The sequence below is a fragment of the Pseudomonas medicaginis genome (genome assembly GCF_965119365.1).
GTDB lineage: Bacteria > Pseudomonadota > Gammaproteobacteria > Pseudomonadales > Pseudomonadaceae > Aquipseudomonas.
This window is the reverse complement of sequence record NZ_OZ221631.1, coordinates 5,759,003-5,776,959: the sequence shown is the minus strand read 5'-3', so window position 1 is coordinate 5,776,959 and position 17,957 is coordinate 5,759,003. Positions and strand designations below refer to the sequence as shown.

Below are 17,957 nucleotides of genomic sequence, written 5' to 3'. Positions count from 1 at the left end.
ATGCGGCCCTTTGCCGTTGCTTCGTCTGTTGACGTTTTGCACAGGCCTTTGGCCGCAGCCTCCGTGGAAGAACCTAATGAAAAGCGCAGAAATCCGTGAAGCCTTCCTTCGCTTCTTCGAAGAGCAAGGCCACACCCGAGTAGCCTCCAGCTCTTTGATTCCGGGCAACGACCCGACCCTGCTGTTCACCAACGCGGGGATGAACCAGTTCAAGGACTGCTTCCTGGGCCAGGAAAAACGTGCCTACACCCGTGCGGTGAGCAGCCAGAAGTGCGTGCGCGCCGGCGGCAAGCACAACGACCTGGAAAACGTCGGCTATACCGCACGTCACCACACCTTCTTCGAAATGCTGGGTAACTTCAGCTTTGGTGACTATTTCAAGCGTGACGCCATCACCTTCGCCTGGACCTTCCTGACGTCCGACAAGTGGCTGAACCTGCCCAAGGAAAAGCTTTGGGTGACGGTCTATGCCAGCGACGACGAAGCCTATGACATCTGGACCAAGGAGGTCGGAGTCCCGGCAGAGCGCATGGTGCGTATCGGCGACAACAAAGGCGCGCCTTACGCCTCCGATAACTTCTGGACCATGGGCGACACCGGCCCCTGCGGCCCTTGCACCGAGATTTTCTACGATCACGGCGCCGACATCTGGGGTGGCCCGCCCGGCTCGCCGGAAGAAGACGGCGACCGCTACATCGAGATCTGGAACAACGTGTTCATGCAGTTCAATCGCACCGCCGATGGCGTGTTGCATCCGTTGCCAGCACCGTCGGTGGACACCGGCATGGGGCTGGAGCGGATCAGCGCGGTGTTGCAACACGTCCATTCCAACTACGAAATCGACCTGTTCCAGAGCTTGTTGAGCGCGTCGGCCAAGGCCATCGGTTGCACCAACGACAACCAGGCTTCGCTGAAAGTGGTGGCCGACCACATCCGCTCCTGCGGCTTCCTGATTGCCGACGGCGTGCTGCCTTCCAACGAAGGTCGCGGCTATGTGCTGCGCCGGATCATCCGTCGCGCCTGCCGTCACGGCAACAAGCTGGGCGCCAAGGGCAGCTTCTTCTATCAGATCGTCGCGGCCCTGGCGGCCGAGATGGGCGATGCCTTCCCGGAACTCAAGTCCCAGCAGGCGCATATCGAGCGCGTGCTCAAGGCTGAAGAGGAGCAATTCGCCAAGACCCTGGAGCAAGGCCTGAAGATCCTCGAGCAGGACCTGGCCGAACTCAAGGGCAACGTGGTCCCGGGCGACGTGGTGTTCAAGCTGTACGACACCTATGGTTTCCCGATGGACCTGACCGGCGACATCGCTCGCGAACGCAACCTGACCCTCGACGAAGAAGGGTTCGAGCGCGAGATGGAAGCCCAGCGGGTGCGCGCGCGTTCGGCCAGCTCTTTCGGCATGGACTACAACAGCCTGGTCAAGGTTGACGTGGCCACCGAGTTCACCGGTTATGCCGGCACCACCGGTTCGGCCAAGATCGTTGCCATCTATAAGGATGGGCAATCGGTCGACATCCTGAGCGAAGGCCAGGAAGGCGTGATCGTGCTGGACAAGACCCCGTTCTACGCCGAATCCGGCGGTCAGATCGGCGACAGTGGTTACCTGCAGGCGGGCAGCTCGCGCTTCGACGTGCGTGACACCACCAAGACCGGCGGCGCCTTCCTGCACCACGGTGTGCTGGTGTCGGGCAGCCTGATGATTGCCGCTCCGGTCGCCGCCCATGTCGATGCCGAGGTTCGCCATGCCACATCGTTGAACCACTCGGCCACGCACTTGCTGCACGCGGCGTTGCGCCAGGTGCTGGGCGAGCATGTCCAGCAGAAGGGCTCGTTGGTGGACAGTCAGCGCCTGCGCTTTGACTTCAGCCATTTCGAAGCCATCAAGCCTGAGCAGCTCAAGGCGCTGGAAGAGATCGTCAACGCCGAGATTCGCAAGAATTCCCCGGTGGAAACCGAAGAGACCGACATCGAGACCGCCAAGCGCAAGGGCGCGATGGCGTTGTTCGGTGAGAAGTACGGCGACAGCGTGCGCGTGCTGAGCATGGGCGACTTCTCCGTTGAACTGTGCGGTGGCATCCACGCCAACCGGACCGGCGACATCGGCCTGATGAAAATCATCAGCGAAGGTGGCGTGGCCTCCGGCGTGCGCCGGATCGAAGCGGTGACCGGCGCTGCGGCCCTGGCGTACCTCAACGCGGCCGAAGAACAACTCAAGGAAGCGGCAACCCTGATCAAGGGCAGCCGCGACAACCTGATCGACAAGCTGTCGGCTGTGCTGGAGCGCAACCGCCTGCTGGAAAAGCAACTCGAGCAGTTGCAGGCCAAGGCCGCCAGCGCCGCGGGCGACGATCTGTCGGCCCAGGCCGTGGACGTCAAGGGCGTGAAAGTGCTGGCCGTGCGTCTGGACGGCCAGGATGGCAAGGCGCTGCTGGCGCTGGTCGATCAACTGAAAAACAAACTCGGCCGCGCAGTGATCCTGCTCGGCAGTGTCCATGAGGAAAAGGTCGTTCTCGTCGCAGGCGTGACCAAAGACCTGACTGGCCAACTCAAAGCCGGTGATTTGATGAAGCAAGCCGCTGCGGCAGTGGGCGGCAAGGGCGGTGGTCGTCCGGACATGGCGCAAGGCGGTGGTACCGACGTCGGCGCACTGGACGCGGCACTGGCCCAGACCGTTGCATTCGTAGAGCAGGGTATTTAAGGCAGCGTCGCGGGCTCGTGGTCTAGTGACGAGCCCAGCCGCTGTTTGAGTGATTTATTGGGCGCCCTTCATGGGCAGAGGCGGCTTTGAAATGGCTTTGATCGTACAGAAATTTGGAGGCACCTCGGTCGGCACTGTCGAGAGAATCGAACAAGTCGCCGACAAGGTTAAGAAATTCCGTGAAGCGGGCGATGACCTGGTGGTTGTGCTGTCGGCCATGAGCGGCGAGACCAACCGTCTGATCGATCTGGCCAAGCAAATCAGCGGCGACCAGCAACCGGTTCCCCGTGAGCTGGACGTGATCGTTTCCACTGGCGAGCAGGTGACCATCGCCTTGCTGGCCATGGCGCTGATCAAGCGTGGTGTGCCGGCGGTGTCCTACACCGGCAACCAGGTGCGTATCCTGACGGACAGCGCGCACAACAAAGCGCGTATCCTGCAAATCGATGACCAGAAGATTCGTGGCGACCTGAAGGCTGGCCGTGTCGTGGTCGTCGCCGGTTTCCAGGGCGTGGACGAGCAGGGCAACATCACCACCCTCGGCCGTGGCGGTTCCGATACCACCGGGGTTGCGCTGGCAGCGGCTCTCAAGGCTGACGAATGCCAGATCTACACCGATGTGGACGGCGTCTACACCACCGACCCACGGGTCGTGCCTGTGGCTCAGCGCCTGGACAAGATCACGTTCGAAGAAATGCTGGAGATGGCCAGTCTCGGCTCGAAGGTGTTGCAGATCCGGGCGGTTGAATTCGCCGGCAAATACAACGTTCCGCTGCGCGTTCTGCACAGCTTCAAAGAGGGTCCGGGCACCCTCATTACTATCGATGAAGAGGAATCCATGGAACAGCCGATCATTTCCGGCATCGCTTTCAACCGCGATGAAGCCAAGCTGACCATCCGTGGCGTGCCAGACACCCCCGGCGTGGCGTTCAAGATTCTCGGCCCGATCAGTGCCGCGAACATCGAAGTCGACATGATCGTGCAGAACGTCTCGCACGATAACACCACCGATTTCACCTTCACCGTGCACCGCAACGACTACCAGTCTGCCGAAGCGATCCTGAAAAAGACCGCTGGCGAGATCGGCGCCCGGGAAGTGGTGGGCGATACCAAGATCGCCAAGGTTTCGATCGTCGGTGTCGGCATGCGCTCCCACGCAGGCGTGGCCAGTCGCATGTTCGAATCCCTGGCCAAGGAAAGCATCAATATCCAGATGATCTCTACCTCGGAAATCAAGGTCTCCGTGGTGATCGAAGAGAAGTACCTGGAACTGGCCGTACGCGCCCTGCACACGGCTTTCGAACTCGACGCTGCCGTCCAACAGGGCGAGTAAGGCGTTGTCTGAGGGCGCGGCTGGACCGCGCCCTTTGTTTTTCTGAATGGCGCGTCCCAAAACTGTTCTTTTGCCCGCGCTGGTCAATACTAGGCCTGTAGGCTTCGACCGTTTCGGTTGTAGGTCCAATGCCTTTTTTTTGCAGACTGTTGTCCCTTAAGTGAATTGCGTGAGGAGAAAGGTATGCTGATTCTGACTCGTCGGTGTGCAGAAAGCCTGATTATTGGCGATGGCGAAATCACCGTGACCGTGCTCGGCGTCAAAGGAAACCAAGTGCGTATCGGCGTCAACGCCCCGAAAGAGGTTGCTGTACACCGGGAGGAAATCTACCTGCGTATCAAGAAAGAGAAGGACGACGAACCAAGCCATTAATTTTTATCGATTTTTATGTTTGCAAACGGGGATGAAGGTGGTTAATATACGCCCCGTGTTGCGGAGAGCTGGCCGAGTGGCCGAAGGCGCTCCCCTGCTAAGGGAGTACACCTCAAAAGGGTGTCGGGGGTTCGAATCCCCCGTTCTCCGCCATTATTCGTTTAGTGCGTCAAAACCTGGCTTGATCAGTAAGTGATTGAAATTACTGAAAAAAGCGCTTTACAAAAGGATTTGACGACCTATAATGCGCGGCAACAAATGCACTCGTAGCTCAGCTGGATAGAGTACTCGGCTACGAACCGAGCGGTCACAGGTTCGAATCCTGTCGAGTGCACCATTTAAGAGTTGTTTGCAGTAATGCAAATAACTTGGCTTCAACCAGTTGTGATCTGGTATAAAACCACAACCTGCACTCGTAGCTCAGCTGGATAGAGTACTCGGCTACGAACCGAGCGGTCACAGGTTCGAATCCTGTCGAGTGCACCAAACACCAAAAAGCCCGCGTTTAACGCGGGCTTTTTGCTGTCTACGATTTGCCTTTCACGCATCCCCTCTCATCGAACACGACCTCGGCACTGCGACCTTTCTTCGCCTTGTAGGTATACCGTGTGCTCGAATTCCGAATCTTGATTGAGTCTGGCTTGCCCAGGGCGCTCTCGACGTCCTGTTGGGTCATACCGGCGATGATTCGTCGTTCCAGGATGGCATCGCGGCGTTGCCTGGCATCGATGAGGTTTGCGCAGCGGTCCTGGAGCTGTCCAACCACGGTCGGTTCCTTGCGTGTGGTTGTGTTGCCGGATGTCTGCCAGCGCTCCGCCTCGGGCAGCATCGCTTCGGTTGACGACTCGATCGAACCTGGAGTGTAGGGATGGATCTGCTGCAGCGACAGGGCTTCTCCCGGACCGCAGCTCAGGGTGGTGAATGTCACATGCCCCGCGGTGCTTTCGCAGCGATGCACGGTTTGTCCCGCGGCCCACAAAGGCAGGCAGGGCAGGCTGGCGAGCAGAAACAGGTAGTAACTGGCGGGCATCCGGTCGTCCTCCTTGACGGTGCAGGAGAGAAGGGTAGTCGCTGCATTCCTGCTCGCGCGTGTGTTTTCTTTTCTGGATAAGTCGTCGTAGAGGAGCAGGTTCAGCCTGGGTTCAGGTTTGTCTCGCAAGCGCTTGTTCTTGCCATGATTTTTTAGCGTTTTAAAGCGTCAAGCGGTGTATGATTGCGCCCGTCAGCCCCGCCGGGGCTTTGGAATATCTCCATGGACTTACCCAGTAGTTACTCAAAATCTAGTTTTGCCAATCATGAATTAACTGATTGATCCTTCCGGCGTGCTCCACTGCTGGGAGTGGAGTTCGCCTATGACCCAAGTAGAAGTAAAAAAAACGCAGGAAAGCCTTCAGGATCGTCTCGCTCAAGTCGTTGAGCTGCTGCAGCGCCAGCGGGTCGTCGAAGACCTGACGCATCGCCAGGAAGGCCCGCATCATGACCGGGTCGAGAGCCTGGTCCACCGGCAGAATCTCGTCGAGCTGCAACGCAAGCTCGATGACCTGCACTCCGCCGACGTCGCCTACATTCTTGAAGCCTTGCCACTGGAAGAGCGTCTGACGGTCTGGCAATTGGTCAAGGCTGATCGCGACGGTGACATCCTGCTCGAAGTGTCGGACTCGGTTCGGGAAACCCTGATCGCCGACATGGATGACCACGAGTTGCTGGCGGCCGCCAAGGAAATGGACGCCGACGAACTCGCCGACCTTGCGCCAGAGCTGCCACGGGACGTCGTCCACGAACTGATGGAAGCCCTCGACGGCCAGCAGCGCGAACGTGTGCGCTCGGCGTTGTCCTACGACGAGGAGCAGGTCGGTGCGTTGATGGACTTCGAGATGGTGACGATCCGCGAGGATGTCAGCCTTGAAGTGGTCCTGCGCTACCTGCGTCGCCTCAAGGAACTGCCTGGCCATACCGACAAGCTTTTCGTGGTCGACTACGACGGCGTGCTCAAGGGCGTGTTGCCCATCAAGCGTCTGCTCGTCAACGACCCGGAAAAACAGGTGGCCGAGGTCATGGCCAGCGACCCTGTGAGCTTTCACCCGGACGAAGATGCCTACGACGCGGCCCAGGCGTTTGAGCGTTATGACTTGATTTCTGCACCGGTGGTCGACAAGAACGGCAAGCTGATCGGCCGTCTGACCATCGATGAAATGGTTGACTTGATTCGTGAGGAAAGCGAAAGCGAAGTCCTCAACATGGCCGGTCTGCGCGAAGAAGAAGATATCTTCGCTTCGGTCTGGAAGTCCCTGCGTAACCGCTGGGCCTGGCTGGCGATCAACCTGATCACGGCCTTTGTCGCTTCTCGGGTCATTGGCCTGTTCGAAGGCTCTATCGAGAAGCTGGTGGCCCTCGCGGCGCTGATGCCCATCGTCGCGGGTATTGGTGGCAACTCCGGTAACCAGACCATCACCATGATCGTCCGTGCCATGGCGCTGGACCAGGTCAGCACCGGCAATACTTCACGATTGATGCGCAAGGAGCTGGCTGTTTCCTTGATCAACGGCGTGATTTGGGGTGGAGTGATTGGTGTGGTGGCTTACCTGCTTTATGGCAGTTGGTCGCTGGGGGTGGTCATGACGGCCGCGATGACGCTCAACCTGCTGTTGGCGGCATTGATGGGGGTCTTGATCCCCATGACCCTGGCCCGCATGGGGCGTGATCCTGCCATGGGGGCCAGCGTCATGATTACCGCCGTGACCGACAGCGGCGGGTTCTTTATTTTCCTGGGGTTGGCGACGATTTTCCTGCTCTGATCGGTGCACTCCCACGCTCCGCGTGGGAGTGGTCAAATGCCAGGCAAAAAAAAGCCAGCACGAGGCTGGCTTGAGTATTTTGGTTGTGATCAGGTCGCGTCTGCGGCCATCTCTACGTCATGGGCAATCAGCGAAACGAGAGCGTTCTGCTGGCGGTGGGAGAGTTGTCGGAAGCGTTGAAGCAGCTCGCGCTCATGCAAAGACAGCTCTGGGCTGTCCAGGCGCATGCTCAACTCTTCACCCAATGCACCTTCCTGAATCAGGCTTTGCTCTAGGCGCGCAATGATTTCAGAGTTCATGCTGCGGTGATGATTACGAGCCACCTCGGCAATGCGCTCACGCATTCCGTCTGGCAGACGTACGACGAACTTGTCAGCCGTACGGCTGGAATAAATTGCCTTTGTCATTGGGCGCATATTTATTTAACCGGTTAGTTCAGGGGAGCGGTTTTCGGGATTGGCCGCAGGATGTCGATAGGACAAGCGCTGCTGCCAAATGTTCAACCTGAATTGTTAAGAGGCCCGCATCATGCCTCAAAATTGCCAGATCATTGGCGCCAATTCTGTGACAAATTCTGATCCGGGTAAAGGCGTTATGCCAGCACCTTTCATCAAAAAATGCGGACTGGTTAGAAAAAACAACAGGTTCGCATTTTGTGACCGCCGGATTGTGTCGATGTGCCATACCGTCTGGCGGATAACGGAAATGGACCAGAACGCCTGCCGTCCCTGTCTTGTACAAGGATAGTGGCAAATGGCCGATTTACTAGGATGACCAAGCTGGGGGCAGATGAATGGTGGTCGTGGGGGCGCTACGGCGTTGTCTGTCTTGCAGCGGTACTATTTGCCTACACTTAAAAACAGGGACGACATGACAAACGCAAGGTAGGTCGTTAACATGCACGCCGTCTCTCGCACCACGTTCCTCGTGGTCGACTCGTGTCTCAGTAGCTCAATTGGATAGAGCATCCCCCTCCTAAGGGGAAGGTTGGCAGTTCGAACCTGCCCTGGGACACCATATATCTCAAGGCTTTCAGCCGATTTTGTTAGTAGTGACTGACTTCGATAGTCAAGCTTGGTAACTACTATGGTCACTACTTCTCTTTCTGTTCCCATCGTTCCCCTGCCCCATGGGATGCCTTCAATGGCTGACAGGTAGGTGCCAATACTACTTCCTCTATTGATGCAGAAAGGCATCAGGCTCATGCTGCCCACAATTCAGGCCACCTCGCGAAAACGCCATGGAAGTGTCACTCAACGGAATGAGCCTTGTTGACTCAATCGTACAAGACCTAGCTGCTCCTGGTATGACTCCTGTGCTTGCAATAGAGCGTGCTCTGGAAGCTCATTTGCACGAGCGATTCGTAGCGGCGTTCTCGAACACCCTGGTCAAGCCGCCGAAGGTCAAGTTCCACTCGATGTACTTCAAGCAGCGTTACGCTTCGCTGCCGGCCCTTCTTAGTAGTGGATACGAGACCTGGTATCCAGAGATCACGCTTGCTACTGTCCCAGCCCATGCTTTCGATCAGATCGAGCTTATATCTGAGTCTCTCGACTTGCTCCCTATCGTGTATGGGGGAGGGGTTTCCAGGGCTCATCAGCTTAAGCGGAAGGATTTGAAGAGGCAGACGAACCACACGGTACGAATTAATCACATCAAGCTTGGTTCAGATGTCATCCAAGCTGTTTTGAGCCGCTTGCACCAATCACCGCCAGCCCAGCCGCTCATATCGAACCTCGACCCCTTATCTAGCTCATGGGGCCTGAGAATCGTGTCTTTCGATCACATGCTTTCCGGCGAGCGAAACCTCTGTGAGTGTTCCAGGGCGTTCCATGTGAATGCTATGGCGAATATGGATACTGGTGGATACCACAGGTCCGCGTTACGTGAGTACCTTTCTACTTGCGACTACACAGCGGGCCTGTGCCACTTGTGCCTGGCTCGGACTCTTTCTGAGAACGACAGGTACGGCCCTAGCATCGAGACCAATTATGAAAGCTATCTCGATCAAGTGATGTTCGACCTGAATGTAGATCAGAGAACCGCTCGCGCCGAGGTCATGCATCTCTTGGGATTGAGTCGATGGCGGCGTGAATCGACGCTCTACGGCCTAGTGAGGGAGATTTTTCCTGACAACCAGGTTCTTCGCGAAGCATCACCACAGTGGCTTGGCAGAATGCGCCTCGACATCTACCTACCGGAGCAGCGGCTTGCCGTTGAGCATCATGGAGAGCAGCACTACCGACCCCTTGCTGTCTTCGGTGGTGAAGAGGCACATCTGCGAGTTGTTGAAAGAGATGCCTTAAAACGTAGGCTCTGTACTGAAAATGGTGTTGAGGTTGTTGATTTTAGGTTTGATGCGCCGCTTACCATATTTTCCGTAAGGAAGCGTCTTTCCAGATATTTGGGTGTTAGCGGATGACAAATTTCAGGGATTTTGATAGTGACTTCAATGTCCTCATCGAACTGATGGTGGCTATGATCGATGCTCGTGCTGCGTGCGCCATCGCTCCAGGTATGGGATGGTTAAACGACATTCAAACGCTCTCAATTAAACTTTTCAAGCAGCTTTGTTCTACGAAAAGCCTATCCAGTGGGTGCGTTTTTCAAAGCGCTACGGGCAAGAGTATTGAATTCATCGATCAGGGATCGGTCTCGATTCTTGCTCGTGCATCTGTTGAGACCTTTCTGACCCTGCACTGGATCTTCGGATGTCCTGCTGAACTGTCCCAATTCAGGCATGCGCTGTGGCAATACGCTGGTCTCACGGATCGAGTGAATTTGAACCCATCAACAGATGAGGGGCGCGTTAAACAGTCTGATGCCAAGGTCCAGCAGATGGAACTGCTCCAGGTTATCGAGGCGTCACCTCTTCTCGGCTCTTACTCAGTAAAGGAGATCAAAGAGCTGAAGAAAGGGAACTGGAGGGTCGGGTGGTCATGGGGTAGCGAAGCGGTACGAGCGGGATTTCATAAATTGTATTTTGACAATGTGTACAGTCACCTGTGTGGCTATTCGCACAGTAATTACATAAGTGCAATGCAGATCGGGCAGGCCCAAAGTACCAGCGACCAAGCCAAACTCGCCTCGGCAGGTATCCAAATCAGCATCCATGTCCTTGCGCATTTCATTCATCTGTATGCGTCCACTTTCTCACCAGCTGCCGATCTTCTGGGTGCTTCGCCAGCTAAGGCAGTAGCTGACCTGTGGCACTTCAACGCCGAAGATATGAACTTCATTTTTGAGCTAGAAAAAAGCGCCGATCCTAATGGTTAGGGAAGGGCGCTCAGGTTGCATAAGGAGTCTGCTGAAGGCTGGGTTTACGCTGCTGGGTTAGTTCCAGCCTGCGTTTCGCTCTTGAGCTTAGTGATGGCTTCAGCGAGCTTGCCCAACAACTTTGCATCGGGTTTACACGTGAATGTCAGTTCGGTTGAGGTAGTGTAGTGGTCAACTAAGCCCGGACACGACGTTAAGTTTTTTCTCGGCCTGAGCCGGTGGCAGCCCACCATTAAATTGGTGCGGTCGAATCCAGTTGTACCGGTGCATCAAAAAATGGCTGATATCCCGCTGAGCTTGTTGGACCGTCGTGTAGCCCATGGTCGGTATCCACTCGGTTTTCAGGCTCCTGAACACCCGCTCCATCGGCGCATTATCCCAACAATTTCCTCGCCGACTCATGCTCTGACGCATGCGATATCGCCAAAGGCGCTGGCGAAAACTCCGGCTTCCATATTGCGAGCCCTGGTCGGAGTGGAACAGCAAACCTTGAGGCTTCCCTCGTTGCTCGTAAGCCATGTCCAAGGCCTTGATGACCAAGTCCGCATCCGGTTTTCCCGACAACGCCCAACCCACAACACGGCGGGCAAAAAGATCTAGCACAACCGCCAGATACTGCCATTTTCCTTGAGCCCAGATGTAAGTGATATCGCCACACCAGACGTGGTCAGGAGCGGGCACATCAAACTCCCGGTTCAAAATATTAGGAATGTCGGGCCGCTCGACCGTTGCCTTTTTGTAAGCATGCGATCCAGGTTGCTTGCTGACCAACTCCAACTCGCGCATCAGGCTGCGCACCTTGAATCGCCCGATCTGCTCGCCGTCGTCCTGCATCATGGCCATGATGCTACGGCTACCGGGAGCACTCCGGCCTTGGGTGAACAACTCGTTCACCTGACTGCGCAGTCGAAGGCGTTCTACATCCGGTGTGCGGCGCCTGAGACGCCGAGCGTAGTAGCACGAGCGGGTCACTTCAAACACCTTGCACAGCCAATCAACCGGCTCGTGGGTGCTCAACTGGTCAATCAGCGCGAACGCTCGAGATCTTCCGACATCAAGAGCGCGGTAGCCTTTTTTAAGATCGACTTTTCCCGCTCAAGGCGAGCAATTCGGGCTTCCAGCTCTTGGATTTTCTGCTGCTCCGGAGTCAGCGCTTTGCTCTGCGGGGTGACGCCCGTGCGTTCTTGCTGCACCTGGTCGACCCATCGGCGCAAAGCCGACTCGCCGACACCAAGCGAGCGGCTGGCCTCAATGAAGCTGTAATTCTGCTTGAGAACGAGGTCGGCAGCCTCGCGTTTGAATTCAGGGGAAAAGGTACGGCGTTGTTTGGTCATCTGACACCTCGTTCTGGCGAGCATTCTCGCCTAAATGGGTGTCCGGTTTCATTAGACCACTACAGAAATACAATCAGAAAATTGTAGTTTCATGTCCGACGGGGTCTATCGTCGCGTTGATGAATAAGCTGAAAACGCCTAATAAAGATCCGGATCTCGCCCTTCAGACATTTTTCGCTATGTCTGATAAGGAGCGTTATGATCTGGAGGATCATCAAGGTGAGTTTCTATTTGAGCGGGCGCTGGAGAAGTTGGGTGCACTTGACGAGCGTGAGGTCTATGGCTTTGAGCCTGCATTGTTTTTTGGAGGGACGGCTTCGCTGGATCAGTTGGTTAAGTGCAATTTAGAGGTTCACTTAACGATCCTTCGACAGATGCGGTCCTGAGTGAGCACGGTAAGCGGAAGGACGTCCTGCTGGTGTAAAAGGAGTGTATCGAAATGGATGAAATCAATGTCCGGCTTGATCGGCACCGTCGTTGGCTTTCCCAGTCGGAAGGCCTGATGGCTCAAGAGCTTGGCTATATTGATGAGGATCTTGCCAGCGACTCATTAAACGGATTGAACAATGTGGCTGACTCGTTGGGGATGCTGGCGACATATTACGGCATTCGGGGCGAAGTCGCGGTCAGTGATGGAGAGGCTTCTGGCTGGGAAGACGTCTCGCGCTCGATGATGTACCGTTATTGGGCGCTGATGCTCAACGCCAAGACTTTCTCAAAAACGAGTTTTCTTCAAGGCATCAAAACCATCCCCAATTTGACTAACCAATTGAGCATTGCTGGATGCTTGCTAGCCGGATTGATAGTGGCTGATCGTCGAGATCTGGCCACGTCCGTAGCCGATGTGCTGGCCGGAATGCTGACTATCAATGGCGCCGTGGATTCCAGCTATCTTGAACGGCGTCGATTCGAGCCTTTCATGCTCTGGCTTTATTCAGTCTATTCGCAAGGAGAGACGCTTCCAGAGATCAAGTCGATGGATCTGGGGATTTATCAAAACGTGATAGACGAATGGACAGATGAACAAGGGCTGGCTCATGCTCTGGAAGAGCTATGTCAATATCACCTCACCCACGCGGAAGACCGCGGTGGGGCGTGGGACCCTGAATTCAAATATGCGCCTTTCGATTGGTTGCCTGTGGAGGTCCACGCGATTTTCCAGGTCCGACAGCAGCTAGGTTTAACTGCTCCAGCGGTGTCGAGCCCTTTATTGTCCGCAGAGACGGCTGCGCTAGAACACCTGGTTATCATTTCTGATCAGCTTGCTGTCCGGGTGGAGACGGCCTACGAGCGTTTCTTCGGGCTTTAAACGTAGGCGCGACCCTTTTTTCAGTGAAGCAACGACACGCGGTGAGCTGAAATGAAGTATTACTTGTTGCGGGAAGATGTGCAGTTTCCTGAACGTTGGCATTTGGGAGATATAAAACACTGCAACAACTGGCTCTTCATCGACCCCCTTCTGAGTACATGGAACCGTGTACCTACGCCCTTGAGGTTCGTGAGGAAGGTGTGAGTCTGGATTTTTCCTTGGCTGGCTATGCCTCTGTGCCGGTCTTGAGTGAAAAAGCCAGGGATGCATTGTTGGGCGTTCCCGACGTTGATGAACCGTATATGAATGTCGTGCTCGAGCCTGTGGCGGTTGCAGGCGAGCAAGCTCATGATCGTTACTATGTGATGATTGTCGAGACCCAATTGGATTGCGTAGACGAATCACGCTCCGCTTTCAAAAAATATGAGGTCCATGATCCCGTGCGACCTGATCGAGCTGGCGAATACAGCGTTTTTCTGAATCTCGTCATTGATCCTGCCAAGGTCCAGGGAAAACATATTTTTCGTATCAAGAAACACTTGGGGGCATTGATCGTTAGCGAGGATGTGAAGCTTCGGCTGGAGCGTGCGGGTCTCAGAGGCATGCTATTGGAGGATGTGAATGGTGAGGGTGAAGTTATTTGCTGATTGGTTGAGGGATGAAGCCTGACCTCGCCACGGTTTGGTTCTCCGCACTGGGCTTCTCCCGCACCTTCCTCTTAACGGAACGCCATCTGCTGCCGATAACCCGATGAGCCCGGTTGTCTCCTGCGTTTTGGCTCGCAATGTGCGTCACGACACAGCCAAACCAAGCGATTACTGAAATCCCTTGAACGTTGCTGGCTGGTGGCTATCATCTGCGCGCCTCGGGGTTGTGACACGGCGTTTCGTTGTTATGCCATTGGGTTATTTTCTTACTTGCCTGGACATCCTCGATGCTGGCGTACCACCAAAAAAGTTTTCTGATCGTCGATGATTTCTCGGATTTCCGCAGTTCGATCCGCTCCATGCTGCGTGAGCTGGGCGTCAAGGACGTGGACACCGCCGACACCGGTGAAGTGGCGCTGCGCATGTGCTCGCAGAAGCGCTATGACTTCATCTTGCAGGACTATCACCTGGGCGATGGGCGCAAGAATGGCCAGCAGGTGCTCGAAGACCTGATGCTCGAGAAGCTGATCAGCCATGAAAGTGTGTTCCTCATGGTGACTGCCGAGACCAGCCAGGCGATGGTGCTCAGTGCCTTGGAGCATGAACCGGATGCCTACCTGACCAAGCCGTTCAACCGCTCCGGCCTGGCCCAGCGGCTGGAGCGGCTCGAGCAGCGCAAGACCCTGCTCAAGCCGATCCTGCAAGCCCTCGATCGTGGCAAGCCGATGGAAGTGCTCAATGCCTGCATCGCCTTGTGCAAGCAGGACCCGCGCTACGGGCCGTTGTGCCTGCGTTATCGGGCCGATGCGTTGCGCGACCTGAATCAGAACGAGGCCCTGGAGCGACTGTACAACTCCATCATCGCGGATCGCCCGTTGCCGTGGGCCTACGCGGGGCTGGGCAAGTTGATGTTCAGGCGTGGCCAGGTGGGGCAGGCCAAGGCCGTTTATGAAAAGGCCCTGAAAGTCTTTCCAATGATGCCGGCGTTGTACGACGGCATGGCCGAAGTGTTGATGGCCGAAGGTGACACCAAACAGGCGCAGCACGTGCTGGAAGAGGCGGTGCGCCTGTCGCCGCTGGCGGTGCGTCGCCAGTCGTTGTTGGGCAAGTTGGCGATGACCAACGAAGACTACGACACGGCTTCCCGGGCTTATCGCCAGGCGGTCGGGCAGGGTGCGCAATCGCGCTTCAAGGATCCGGAAAGCAACCTCGGCCTGGCCCACGCGCTGATCAGCAAGGGCAGCGAAAAAGGCCTCGATACCCGCACCCGGCTGGAGATCAACACCACCCTCAGCGCCGTGGCGAAGGAGAACCTCAACGACCCGGGGTTGCAGGTCCGGGCGCGGCTGATGAAGGCCACCAGCCTGTTGCTCAACGATGCCGAAACCGCCGAGAAACTTACCGAGCAAGCCTTGCAGCGCCTTGATGGCATGGAGCAGTTCATGAGCGCCGAGGCCGCGTTGCTGGTGGCCAAGCAGTTGCAGATGCTCGGCCAGACCAGCGCCGGCGAGTCGATGCTCAAGAACTGCGCGGAAATCTACGGTGATGACCCGACGGTGATGCAAGGCATTGCCAAGCTCACCGACGACCCGAACATCCTCAATCAGGGCAATGCCGCCGCCGAGTTGAACCGCGAAGGCGTGCGGGTCTACAAGACCGGCGCATTGCCGGAGGCGCGGGAGCTGTTCCGCCGCGCGCTGAAGATGCAACCGAAGAACATCAGTATTGCCCTGAACATGGCGCAATCGCTGCTGCATGGCACCGACACCAGCGTGGAGTCGGAACTGCTGCAGGAGTGCCGCGCCTGCCTGAAACTGGTGGGCATGATGCCCGACACCGATGCGCGTTTTGCGCGTTATCAAAAACTGCGAAGCAAGGCATTTGGCGATGAATGACAGCGAACAGGCCCTCGATTTTTCCACGGTGATCGCGTCGACCGTGCACGACATGAAAAACTCCCTGACCTTGCTCATGCAGGCGCATGGGCAATGGCTCGAACGCCTGCCCGAATCCGAGCGGCAGACCTCGGAGCAGGGTGTCATCGAGTTCGAGTTCGCCCACCTCAATGGCCTCATGGTGCAGTTGCTGGGGCTGTACAAGCTTGGCGTCAACCAGTTGCCGTTGCACCCGGCCTACCATGAGCTGGACGATTTCATCGAGGCGCAACTGGCCGGGCATCAGGATGTGTTCCGCAGCCGCGGAATCATGGCCACCTACGATGTCGACCCCCTCAGCCCCTTGGGCTTTTTCGACCGCGAGCTGGTGGCCTCGGTGCTCGACAACTGCATCAATAACGCCATTCGCCATGCGCGCCAGGCGCTGCTGATCAGTGTGAGTGACGAAGCCGGGCAACTGGTGCTGACCATCAACGACGACGGTGAGGGTTATCCGCCGCAGATGATCGAGCGTCAGGCCGAGTATGTGCAGGGCATCAACCACAGCAGCGGCAGCACTGGGCTGGGCCTGTACTTCGCCGCGCGAATCGCCGGGCTGCACCAGCGTGGCGGCGTCAGCGGGCGGACCGAGATTGCCAATGGCGGTGTGTTGGGCGGCGGGGTGTTCCGGCTTTACCTGCCCTGAGCGTGCGCTTTATAAAAAACAGCACAAATCCCCTGTGGGAGCGAGCTTGCTCGCGATAGCGGTGTATCAGTCAGCTCAATATTGACTGAGCCGATGCTATCGCGAGCAAGCTCGCTCCCACACATTTTAATTGCCTCTGGATGCTTGATATTCCGAACAGCCGGAGCCTATTTTGTACGGGTTGCCGTTCGCGGCTCGCACATAACAAGGATTGCGTCATGACGACCGATGGCCAGCGTTCACTCGCGCAGCGATTGACGGGCATTGATGAGATTGAATGCGTCACGCCGGATTTGAACGGCGTGCCGCGGGGCAAAGTGATGACCGCCGAAGGGTTTCTCGAGGGCCGACGGTTGCAACTGGCGCGGGGGGTGCTGCTGCAATGCATCATGGGCGGTTACCCGGCGGCGCGTTTCTACGGCAGCGACGATGGTGACTTGGCGTTGGTGGCCGACCCGAAACAGATCCACCGTCTACCCTGGAGCCATCAGCCCCGTGCCCTGGCCATCTGTGATGCCGACGAACTGAGCGGTGAAAGCTCCCCGCTTTCGACGCGCGGCCAGCTCAAGGCGGTTGTCGCGCGCTATGCCGCCCTTGGCCTGGCGCCGGTGGTGGCGACCGAGCTGGAGTTCTTCGTGTTCGCCCCCAACCCGGACCCGACCCAGCCGTTCCAGCCGCCGATGGGCCTGGATGGACGTCGCGAAGACGGCCATTCGGCGTTCAGCGTCAGCTCCAATAACGGCCTGCGCCCGTTCTTCAGTGAAGTCTATGCCTGCATGGCGGCGCTGGGCCTGCCTCGCGACACCTTCATGCATGAAATGGGCGTGAGCCAGTTCGAGATCAATCTGCTGCACGGCGACCCGCTGCTGCTGGCCGACCAGACCTTCTTGTTCAAGCACCTGCTCAAGGAAGTGGCCCTCAAGCACGGCCTGACCGTGGTCTGCATGGCCAAGCCCCTGGCCCACACGCCGGGCAGTTCGATGCATATCCACCAGAGCGTCGTCGAGGCGGACAGCGGTCGCAACGTGTTCAGCGACGAAGCGGGCGAACCGACGGCCGCGTTCCGGCATTTCCTCGGGGGCCAACAAGCTTGCCTGGCGGACTTCACCGCGTTGTTCGCGCCGAACGTGAATTCCTACCAGCGGCTGTGCCATCCGTTCGCTTCACCGAACAATGCCTGCTGGTCCCATGACAACCGTGCGGCCGGGCTGCGGATTCCCGCCAGTTCGCCGGTGGCCCGACGGGTCGAGAACCGCTTGCCCGGGGCCGACGCCAACCCCTACCTGGCGATCGCCGCCAGCCTGGCCGCCGGGCTGTATGGGATCGAACATCGCCTGGAACCGAGCGCGGCGATCCAGGGCGAATTCGACGTGCCGGATAATCTTTCGCTGCCATGTACCTTGCATGCCGCCCTGGAGCGTCTGAAGCGTAGCCATCTGGCAAAGGAACTGTTCGGCGCGGAGTTCATCGAAGGCTACATCGCTTCCAAGACCCTGGAGCTGACCAGCTTCTTCGACGAAATCACGCCTTGGGAGCGACGTGTCCTCGCGGCCCAGGCATAACGAACCGTCGCATTCGGGCTATCTTCAACAGGTAGCCCTTACTCACCTCAA

Annotated in this window: 15 protein-coding genes and 4 tRNA genes; 16 read left to right on the top strand and 3 right to left on the bottom strand. The window is 57.1% G+C overall.

Features of this window, described 5'->3' with window-relative positions; genetic code table 11:
• Positions 1–76: 76 nt before the first annotated feature.
• The 6 genes from alaS (at position 77) to ACMTA2_RS25285 (ending at position 4,889) form a co-directional block, all read left to right on the top strand.
• A complete protein-coding gene (gene alaS, locus ACMTA2_RS25310; protein ID WP_413792260.1) occupies positions 77–2,698 on the top strand; it encodes an alanine--tRNA ligase in 2,622 nt (873 codons plus the stop codon).
• 91 nt (positions 2,699–2,789) lie between these two features.
• Complete coding sequence (locus tag ACMTA2_RS25305; protein ID WP_053124398.1) at positions 2,790–4,031, top strand: aspartate kinase; 1,242 nt, start codon at positions 2,790–2,792, stop codon at positions 4,029–4,031.
• 183 nt (positions 4,032–4,214) lie between these two features.
• Positions 4,215–4,403: a carbon storage regulator CsrA gene (gene csrA, locus ACMTA2_RS25300; RefSeq protein ID WP_003178872.1), complete on the top strand. Its 189-nt coding sequence runs from the start codon at positions 4,215–4,217 to the stop codon at positions 4,401–4,403.
• Between the two features lie 62 nt (positions 4,404–4,465).
• Positions 4,466–4,556, top strand: a tRNA-Ser gene (locus ACMTA2_RS25295).
• A gap of 107 nt (positions 4,557–4,663) precedes the next feature.
• Positions 4,664–4,740, top strand: a tRNA-Arg gene (locus tag ACMTA2_RS25290).
• A gap of 72 nt (positions 4,741–4,812) precedes the next feature.
• Positions 4,813–4,889 (top strand) — tRNA-Arg (locus ACMTA2_RS25285).
• 40 nt (positions 4,890–4,929) lie between these two features.
• Here ACMTA2_RS25285 and ACMTA2_RS25280 read toward each other — a convergent pair.
• Positions 4,930–5,433 carry a cell envelope protein SmpA gene (locus ACMTA2_RS25280; RefSeq protein WP_413792259.1) on the bottom strand — a complete coding sequence of 168 codons (504 nt, stop codon included), beginning with the start codon at positions 5,431–5,433 and terminating at the stop codon, positions 4,930–4,932.
• A 322-nt stretch (positions 5,434–5,755) separates the two neighbouring features.
• Between ACMTA2_RS25280 and mgtE the strand changes: the two genes are divergently transcribed.
• Entirely contained in the window at positions 5,756–7,198 is a 1,443-nt protein-coding gene (mgtE, locus tag ACMTA2_RS25275) for a magnesium transporter (protein WP_413792258.1), read from the top strand.
• An 89-nt stretch (positions 7,199–7,287) separates the two neighbouring features.
• Here mgtE and ACMTA2_RS25270 read toward each other — a convergent pair whose 3' ends face one another.
• Positions 7,288–7,614, bottom strand: coding sequence for an Arc family DNA-binding protein (locus ACMTA2_RS25270; protein WP_092169876.1), 327 nt, complete (start codon positions 7,612–7,614; stop codon positions 7,288–7,290).
• 524 nt (positions 7,615–8,138) lie between these two features.
• Between ACMTA2_RS25270 and ACMTA2_RS25265 the strand changes: the two genes are divergently transcribed.
• The 3 genes from ACMTA2_RS25265 (at position 8,139) to ACMTA2_RS25255 (ending at position 10,474) form a co-directional block, all read left to right on the top strand.
• Positions 8,139–8,215: transfer RNA gene (locus tag ACMTA2_RS25265), tRNA-Arg, on the top strand.
• A 223-nt stretch (positions 8,216–8,438) separates the two neighbouring features.
• Complete coding sequence (locus ACMTA2_RS25260) at positions 8,439–9,620, top strand: hypothetical protein (protein ID WP_413792257.1); 1,182 nt, start codon at positions 8,439–8,441, stop codon at positions 9,618–9,620.
• A complete protein-coding gene (locus tag ACMTA2_RS25255) occupies positions 9,617–10,474 on the top strand; it encodes a hypothetical protein (protein WP_413792256.1) in 858 nt (285 codons plus the stop codon). Before ACMTA2_RS25260 ends, ACMTA2_RS25255 begins: the two co-directional genes overlap by 4 nt.
• Before the next feature lie 171 nt (positions 10,475–10,645).
• Here the strand turns inward: ACMTA2_RS25255 and ACMTA2_RS25250 are convergent.
• Positions 10,646–11,808 (bottom strand): IS3 family transposase gene (locus ACMTA2_RS25250; protein WP_413792255.1). Its coding sequence is split into 2 segments (ribosomal slippage): positions 10,646–11,556 and positions 11,556–11,808, totalling 1,164 coding nucleotides; the frame shifts between segments, so codons are not numbered across the junction.
• A gap of 119 nt (positions 11,809–11,927) precedes the next feature.
• Here ACMTA2_RS25250 and ACMTA2_RS25245 point away from each other — a divergent pair.
• From ACMTA2_RS25245 to ACMTA2_RS25220, 6 genes are all read left to right on the top strand, one after another.
• The gene (locus ACMTA2_RS25245; protein WP_413792254.1) at positions 11,928–12,194 is read left to right on the top strand and encodes a T6SS immunity protein Tdi1 domain-containing protein; all 267 of its coding nucleotides are present in this window, start codon (positions 11,928–11,930) and stop codon (positions 12,192–12,194) included.
• Between the two features lie 53 nt (positions 12,195–12,247).
• Positions 12,248–13,117, top strand: coding sequence for a hypothetical protein (locus ACMTA2_RS25240; protein WP_413792253.1), 870 nt, complete (start codon positions 12,248–12,250; stop codon positions 13,115–13,117).
• 200 nt (positions 13,118–13,317) lie between these two features.
• Complete coding sequence (locus tag ACMTA2_RS25235) at positions 13,318–13,764, top strand: imm11 family protein (protein ID WP_413792252.1); 447 nt, start codon at positions 13,318–13,320, stop codon at positions 13,762–13,764.
• A gap of 287 nt (positions 13,765–14,051) precedes the next feature.
• Positions 14,052–15,659, top strand: coding sequence for a response regulator (locus tag ACMTA2_RS25230; protein WP_413792251.1), 1,608 nt, complete (start codon positions 14,052–14,054; stop codon positions 15,657–15,659).
• A complete protein-coding gene (locus ACMTA2_RS25225; protein WP_413792250.1) occupies positions 15,652–16,344 on the top strand; it encodes a sensor histidine kinase in 693 nt (230 codons plus the stop codon). The genes ACMTA2_RS25230 and ACMTA2_RS25225 overlap by 8 nt, the downstream gene beginning before the upstream one ends.
• 320 nt (positions 16,345–16,664) lie before the next feature.
• Positions 16,665–17,906, top strand: a complete 1,242-nt coding sequence (locus ACMTA2_RS25220; protein ID WP_413795720.1) for a glutamine synthetase family protein — start codon at positions 16,665–16,667, stop codon at positions 17,904–17,906.
• Positions 17,907–17,957 lie beyond the last annotated feature (51 nt).

Bases quoted from the DNA above. Each gene is read 5' to 3' on its own strand.
- alaS (WP_413792260.1), top strand. From the start codon at position 77: ATGAAAAGCGCAGAAATCCGTGAAGCCTTCCTTCGCTTCTTCGAAGAG.
- ACMTA2_RS25305 (WP_053124398.1), top strand. From the start codon at position 2,790: ATGGCTTTGATCGTACAGAAATTTGGAGGCACCTCGGTCGGCACTGTC.
- csrA (WP_003178872.1), top strand. From the start codon at position 4,215: ATGCTGATTCTGACTCGTCGGTGTGCAGAAAGCCTGATTATTGGCGAT.
- ACMTA2_RS25280 (WP_413792259.1), bottom strand. From the start codon at position 5,433: ATGCCCGCCAGTTACTACCTGTTTCTGCTCGCCAGCCTGCCCTGCCTG.
- mgtE (WP_413792258.1), top strand. From the start codon at position 5,756: ATGACCCAAGTAGAAGTAAAAAAAACGCAGGAAAGCCTTCAGGATCGT.
- ACMTA2_RS25270 (WP_092169876.1), bottom strand. From the start codon at position 7,614: ATGCGCCCAATGACAAAGGCAATTTATTCCAGCCGTACGGCTGACAAG.
- ACMTA2_RS25260 (WP_413792257.1), top strand. From the start codon at position 8,439: ATGGAAGTGTCACTCAACGGAATGAGCCTTGTTGACTCAATCGTACAA.
- ACMTA2_RS25255 (WP_413792256.1), top strand. From the start codon at position 9,617: ATGACAAATTTCAGGGATTTTGATAGTGACTTCAATGTCCTCATCGAA.
- ACMTA2_RS25245 (WP_413792254.1), top strand. From the start codon at position 11,928: ATGAATAAGCTGAAAACGCCTAATAAAGATCCGGATCTCGCCCTTCAG.
- ACMTA2_RS25240 (WP_413792253.1), top strand. From the start codon at position 12,248: ATGGATGAAATCAATGTCCGGCTTGATCGGCACCGTCGTTGGCTTTCC.
- ACMTA2_RS25230 (WP_413792251.1), top strand. From the start codon at position 14,052: ATGCTGGCGTACCACCAAAAAAGTTTTCTGATCGTCGATGATTTCTCG.
- ACMTA2_RS25225 (WP_413792250.1), top strand. From the start codon at position 15,652: ATGAATGACAGCGAACAGGCCCTCGATTTTTCCACGGTGATCGCGTCG.
- ACMTA2_RS25220 (WP_413795720.1), top strand. From the start codon at position 16,665: ATGACCGCCGAAGGGTTTCTCGAGGGCCGACGGTTGCAACTGGCGCGG.